Below are 5,916 nucleotides of genomic sequence, written 5' to 3'. Positions count from 1 at the left end.
CTGTCACAGCTGGAGCTGCACCAGTGCGACATCGGACTGGGATTTGACGAACTGCTCATCGGTGCCGCCAGACAGAGCTTCCATCTCTATCCCCAGGGGCACAACCAGATGGCGGTGCTGATGAACCGCGACGAGGCGGATCAGCGCCTCCCCGGTGACGAGCTGACCCTGACGGCACTGCAGCAGCGGCCGCTGGTACTGCCCAGCCGCACCATGCAGTTTCGCAAGTATCTGGACCGCGCCGCCGAGCGGGCCGGCATCCTGCTTGACGTGGTGCTGGAAACCGACTCCCTGTTTCACCTGGTGAGCGCCGTGCGCCACCGACTGGGCTGGGCCATCGTCAGTGCCAGCCTCGCCCGATCCGCCAGCAAGCTCTCGGATCTGGTCTGCCTGCCGCTGGCGCCGCAACGCGACATCGGCCACACCGCCTTCATCACCCGCCAGCACAGCATCACCCCCGCCATGCGCGCCTTCCTCGAGCTGGTGAGGGAGAGTGAGCAAACCAGCACACAGGGCTGAGCAGTGGCGAACGCAAACTCCGCTGGATTGATCTACCTTTGTCTATTTCAGCCAGCTGACATGACTCGAGTACAAAGCCAGAATCTTGGCAACGATGAGAAGATGAGAAGCAAGCCGCGCTAAGCTGTACCAGTCGAGCGAATGGAGAGGGAACCCTGAGCAGGCACCTCGTTTGGTCAAGGTAATACAGCAGTTTCAGCAAGCGTTGGCGCAAGACGTGCTGACCCGACTGTCACTGTGGGACCAAGTTCCTTGGGGAGAGATGCGATGAATCTCGCCATCACCCTAACGCTGACAAGCTCACTATCGAGCTCAACCGCCCAGATAGCCCAACGTATCTCTGAAGACATGGCACACCTGCATCANNCGCTGCTGGCAGCGGCCTACCGTTCAAACACCAATGATTGAGTTCAACGATAGCTTTAGCCAGGCCGCCGTAGCGGAAGCCATGTGTACCCATCCAGCTATCTCCAAGCTCATCTGTCAACAGTTGATAATGCCGGGATTTGCCTATGCCCACGATGTGGAGAGGCGACGAATTGGCGGGCCACTGATAGCCCCCAACCCGGTGCAGCACAAGACCACGCTCTTTGTCAGTCCACGGGATATGCGTGAACATCTGCCGCGAGAGATTAACTTCGCCCGCTTTCGCTGTGTCTGTAATGCTGCGGGTTAGCCGGTTGGCGAGTTGCAACGGGTAATGGTCGGGTCCTACGTCAACCATGGTACCAATGACACGCCGCATTGGAGCTGCCATACATGACCATGACAACGCCCAATGCACCACCAATGGAGCCAGAGGCTGATATTACCAGGCTCCGAGTCCATATCGAGGAGTTCATTGCGCTGAAGCTGACCCAAGAGTTTGATACGCAGTTGGCCAGTCTGGTGCGTTCCGGCGTGCTGGACCTGGATAAATGGGATGGCGTAAATCTGGTTCTTCCCCGCACCATGACCACTGCGCTACTGGAGGCTGCTACCGAGCGGGTGATTTGGCATAGCCACCGCCGTAGCTATCAACGAGACATCAACCGTCTCAAGCAATCGCTGTAGACAATCATCCCCACAACGTCATGTAGTTCCTCACATCTAGGGTGTTGGGAAGCCCAACCATGCATGACTTGCGTGATTACAAGACTTTGATCCCTCGGCAGATAACCGCTGCCATCGGCCAGCAACCACAACTCCACATCGAGCAATAACCCACCAGACACCACAAACCATATTGGTCGACTTGCTTAGCGATAACTAGGCCAGAGCCCAAACGCTCAAGTTGCTATGTGGAGCCAAAATGTAGGGCCATCCTGCCCCAGCCCGTGGACAATTATGCTTTAACCCATTAGTACACTCATTAAGCTATGGGATATGACGAAAACCTAGTCCAATGGGACAAAATTGACTATTTAAACAACAAGGTATATTTCAGGACAACTGAGAATTGAACGATATAGGCCATGAGAGAAGGAACATTGTTCCTCCACTTTTAGCGGGTTGGCAAACCACACTGCCACCGTGGGCCTCGACAATGGCCTTGACCACGGCGAGTCCGAGCCCGCTGCCGCCGCTCTTGCGCGAACGTGACGGATCCCCCCGGCGAAACGCCTCGAATATATGGGCTGCAACCTCATCGCTGATGCCGGGCCCCTCGTCNNGGCCCGGCACCCCATGCTTCTGGGCATTCTCCAGCAGCGCCATCAGAGCCTGACGGATGCGAAGTGCATCGCAACAAACAAGGAGTTCGGCATCGAGATCCCGCTTAAGGGTGAAACCGCTCGCGACCAGGGGGGTGGCAAAGGCCTCGAGCACCACGGCAAGCTCGTCGGCCAGTCTGACTTCTGAACGTTGCAACTCCAGATGACCGCTGTCGTTGAGACTGAGCACCCGCAGATCTTCGATCAGGTGGGTCAACCCCTCCACCTGACGCAGCAAGCCTTCGAAAAGCGCACGCTCTGGCGGAAATACCCCTTCGGCCAGCCCCTGCAAGCGGCCGCGTAAGATGGTCACCGGGGTGCGCAATTCGTGGGCGATGGCGGCATTCCAGAACTCCCGCTCGCGGGTCATGCTCTGCAGCCGTTCGGCCATGGTGTTGAAGTCCCGCACCAGTTGCGCCGTCTCCCCAATTGCCTGTTCATCCAGCGGCACGCGCGCATCGAGTTTGCCCTCTGCCACCTCGCGCAGGCTGTTCGCGACCGAATTGAGCGGGGTCAGGATGCGCCGAGAGAGGCGAACCGCCACGTACAGCGCCATCCCCAATGCAATCAGAATGGTCGAGCCTATCCAGAGCATCTCGACCCTGGAGGGTATCCAGCTCTCGGAGATGCTGCCAGGCACATAGGTCACGGCAATGGCGTAGAACACATAGGTGCCGATCACCGCGAGGGAGATGATGCCAAGCGCCATCAGCCCCAGGGATCGGATGATCTGCCTGCGCAGGCCGGGGGCCGATGTCATGCATCGCCCCCGAAGCGATAGCCTACGCCCCAGACACTGGCGGGCACCCCCTGGATGCCGTGCGCCTCTAGCTTCTTGCGCAGCTTGCTGATGTGGCTGTCCACCGTGCGCTCCTGGGTATCCCCCTCTGGCAGGCAGTGGGTCAGCAGTTCGGCGCGGCTGAACACCCGTTTCGGCGCCCGCATCAGGGAGGCGAGCAACTTGAACTCGGTCAGGGTCAGATCCAGCACCAGTTGCCCCTCATCGCGGAAAAGGCTGGCCTCGTGGCTCTCCAGATCGATCTGGAAGGGGCCGACCCGCAGTACCCGGGCCGTGGTCTGTTTCGCAGCCTGGCTGCGTCTGAGCACCGCCTGTACCCGAGCCACCACTTCGGCCGGGTTGAAGGGTTTGACCACATAGTCATCCGCCCCCATGCGCAGCCCCATCAGCTTGTCGAGGTCCTGATCCAGGGCGGTCAGCATGATCACCGGCGTGTCGCCACGGGCCCGGATCTCGCTGAGCACCTGCCAGCCGTCGAGCTGCGGCATCTGCACATCCAGCAGCAGGAGATCGGGTTTGCATGTCTGGTGCATGGCCAGGGCTACGCGGCCATCGGCGGCATGCAAAGTGCGCAATCCGTGGCGTTGCAGGTAAGCGGCGAGGATCTCGGCGATCTCGGCTTCATCCTCTGCAATCAGTACCAGTGACTGGGCCGCCGGGCTGGCGGAGGCAGGAAGATACGACATGGTCGGCCTCGAAAATGGTGGGTTTGAACTTTATCACCGCCTCCATGGATTCTCCACAAAGCCTCGAATCATTCGCAATAGCCCCTCTCCATAATGCCCGCTCGATGTGCTCTCGCAGCAACACCANNCAGGAGCTGGTCATCAGCGAGGATCTACCCGCCCGGGTGGCCGCGGTGCGCAGCGCCGAAATTCGCGCCCAGATAAGCGGCATAGTGCAGCGCCGCCTGTTCGAGCAGGGCGCCGAAATCGGCGCAGGCACCGTGTTGTTCCAGATAAACCCGGCCCCCTTCAAGGCGGATGTCGACAGCGCCGCCGCCGCATTGCAGCGGGCCGAGGCCGTGCTGGCCCGCGCCCGCATCCAGATTGACCGCCTGGTGCCGCTGCTGCGCACCGAGGCCATCAGCCGCCAGACCTATGACGACGCCGTCTCCCAGCGGGATCAGGCTGCCGCCGACGTGGCTCAGGCCAGGGCGACCCTGGCCCGGCACCAGCTGAACCTGCAATTTGCCAGCGTGGAGGCTCCCATCGCCGGGCGCATCGATCAGGCGCTGGTGAGCGAAGGAGCCCTGGTGTCACCCACCGATACCACCCCCATGGCCAGGATCCAGCAGATCGATCAGGTCTACGTCGATGTGCGCCAACCTGCCTCGGTACTGGAAGCCCTGCGCCAGCAGGCAGGGTCGACGGCGCCTGAACTGACGGTGGAGATCCTCGGCAGCAATGGCAAGCCGCTCGGCATGCAGGGGCACATCCTCTTCTCCGGCATCGAGGTGGATGCTGGTACCGGTGACGTACTGCTGCGGGTGCTGGTGGACAACCCGGAGCGGCGCCTGTTGCCCGGCCTCTACGTGCAGGCGCGCATTCCCCGGGCTCACTATGCCAACGCCCTGAGCGTGCCTCAGCAGGCGGTGGTGCGTACATCGGGCCAGACCAGCGTGTGGGTGGTGGATGACCAGGGGCAGGCACAGCAAATAGCTGTCACAACCGGTGAGCTGGTGGCGCGCCAGTACCGCATCGTATCCGGGCTCAGCGCCGGACAACGGGTGGTGATCGAGGGGATCGACCGCCTGACCCCGGGGGCGCAAGTCATTGCCCATCCCTGGCAGCCCCTTGTTGCCGGCCAGTAAGCCGGCACCCACACCCGCTGAATCGGAGACGTTTTCATGCCGCAGTTTTTCATTCATCGCCCGGTGTTTGCCTGGGTGATCGCCCTCTTCATCGTGCTGGCGGGGGTCATCGCCATTCCCAAGTTGCCCATCTCCCGCTATCCCTCGGTGGCGCCGGTGTCGGTGACCCTCTATGCCACCTATCCGGGCGCCACGCCACAGACCCTGAACGATGCGGTGGTGAGCCTTATCGAGCGCGAGCTGTCGGGGGTCAAGAACCTGCTCTACTTCGAGTCGTCGGTGGACGCCTCAGGCAGCGCGCAGATCACCGCCACCTTCAAGCCGGGCACCGACCCCGAGCTGGCCCAGATGGACGTGCAAAACCGCATCAAGGCAGTCGAACCCCGGCTGCCACAGGCGGTGCGGCAAACCGGCCTGCAGGTGGAGTCCGCCTCGTCCGGCTTTCTGATGATGGTCGGCATGACCTCGCCAGATGGCCGCTTCGATGAAATAGCACTGAACGACTACATGGCGCGCAATATCGTCCAGGAGCTGCGCCGCATCGAGGGAGTGGGACGGGTGCAGTTGTTCGGCGCCGAGCAGGCCATGCGCATCTGGGTGGATCCGGGCAAGCTCGCCGCCTACGGGCTGACCATCAGCGAGGTGGCGCAGGCCATCGAGCAGCAAAACGTGCAGATTGCACCGGGACGCCTCGGCGATGAACCCGCCCTGCCGGGGCAGCGTGTGACGGTACCCCTTACGGTTCAAGGGCAGCTGACGACCCCAGAGGCGTTCGCCGCCATCGTGCTGCGAGCCGGTACTGATGGCGCCAAGCTGGTGCTGGGTGATGTCGCCCGGGTCGAGCTGGGGGCGCAATCCTACGCCTTTGCCAACCGCGAGAACGGGGTGGCCGCCNNGGCCTACTCCATCCCGTTCGACTCGGCCCCCTTCGTCAAGGTCTCCATCGACAAGGTGATCCACACCCTGCTGGAAGCCATGGTGCTGGTGTTCCTGGTGATGTTCCTCTTCCTGCAGAACCTGCGCTACACCCTGATCCCGGCCATCGTCGCCCCCATAGCGCTGCTTGGCACCTTCGCGGTGATGCTGCTCGCCGG

At 61.7% G+C, this 5,916-nt stretch carries 5 protein-coding genes and 1 pseudogene; 4 read left to right on the top strand and 2 right to left on the bottom strand.

Annotated features, from left to right (window positions below; genetic code table 11):
- On the top strand, positions 1 to 519 hold a 519-nt coding region (locus tag BN1143_RS05385), incomplete at its 5' end, for a substrate-binding domain-containing protein (RefSeq protein ID WP_042049899.1).
- 759 nt (positions 520 to 1,278) lie between these two features.
- Positions 1,279 to 1,572: a hypothetical protein gene (locus BN1143_RS05380; RefSeq protein ID WP_231570557.1), complete on the top strand. Its 294-nt coding sequence runs from the start codon at positions 1,279 to 1,281 to the stop codon at positions 1,570 to 1,572.
- Positions 1,573 to 1,941: 369 nt separating this feature from the next.
- Here the strand turns inward: BN1143_RS05380 and BN1143_RS05375 are convergent, their stop codons facing one another.
- Entirely contained in the window at positions 1,942 to 2,970 is a 1,029-nt protein-coding gene (locus tag BN1143_RS05375; protein ID WP_042049897.1) for an ATP-binding protein, read from the bottom strand.
- A complete protein-coding gene (locus tag BN1143_RS05370; protein WP_042049896.1) occupies positions 2,967 to 3,695 on the bottom strand; it encodes a response regulator in 729 nt (242 codons plus the stop codon). The genes BN1143_RS05375 and BN1143_RS05370 overlap by 4 nt, the downstream gene beginning before the upstream one ends.
- A 122-nt stretch (positions 3,696 to 3,817) precedes the next feature.
- On the opposite strand from BN1143_RS05370, the pseudogene BN1143_RS05365 reads away from it, so the two are divergent.
- Both BN1143_RS05365 and BN1143_RS05360 read left to right on the top strand, forming a co-directional pair.
- Positions 3,818 to 4,822: pseudogene (locus tag BN1143_RS05365) on the top strand (efflux RND transporter periplasmic adaptor subunit); the annotation flags it as partial.
- 36 nt (positions 4,823 to 4,858) lie between these two features.
- The coding region (locus BN1143_RS05360) for an efflux RND transporter permease subunit (protein ID WP_042049892.1) at positions 4,859 to 5,916 on the top strand (1,058 nt) is incomplete at its 3' end.

Source organism: Aeromonas dhakensis (assembly GCF_000820305.1).
GTDB classification, from domain to species: Bacteria; Pseudomonadota; Gammaproteobacteria; order Enterobacterales; family Aeromonadaceae; genus Aeromonas; species Aeromonas dhakensis.
The sequence above is the reverse complement of the archived record's forward strand: the minus strand, read 5'-3'. Positions and strand labels throughout refer to the sequence as shown.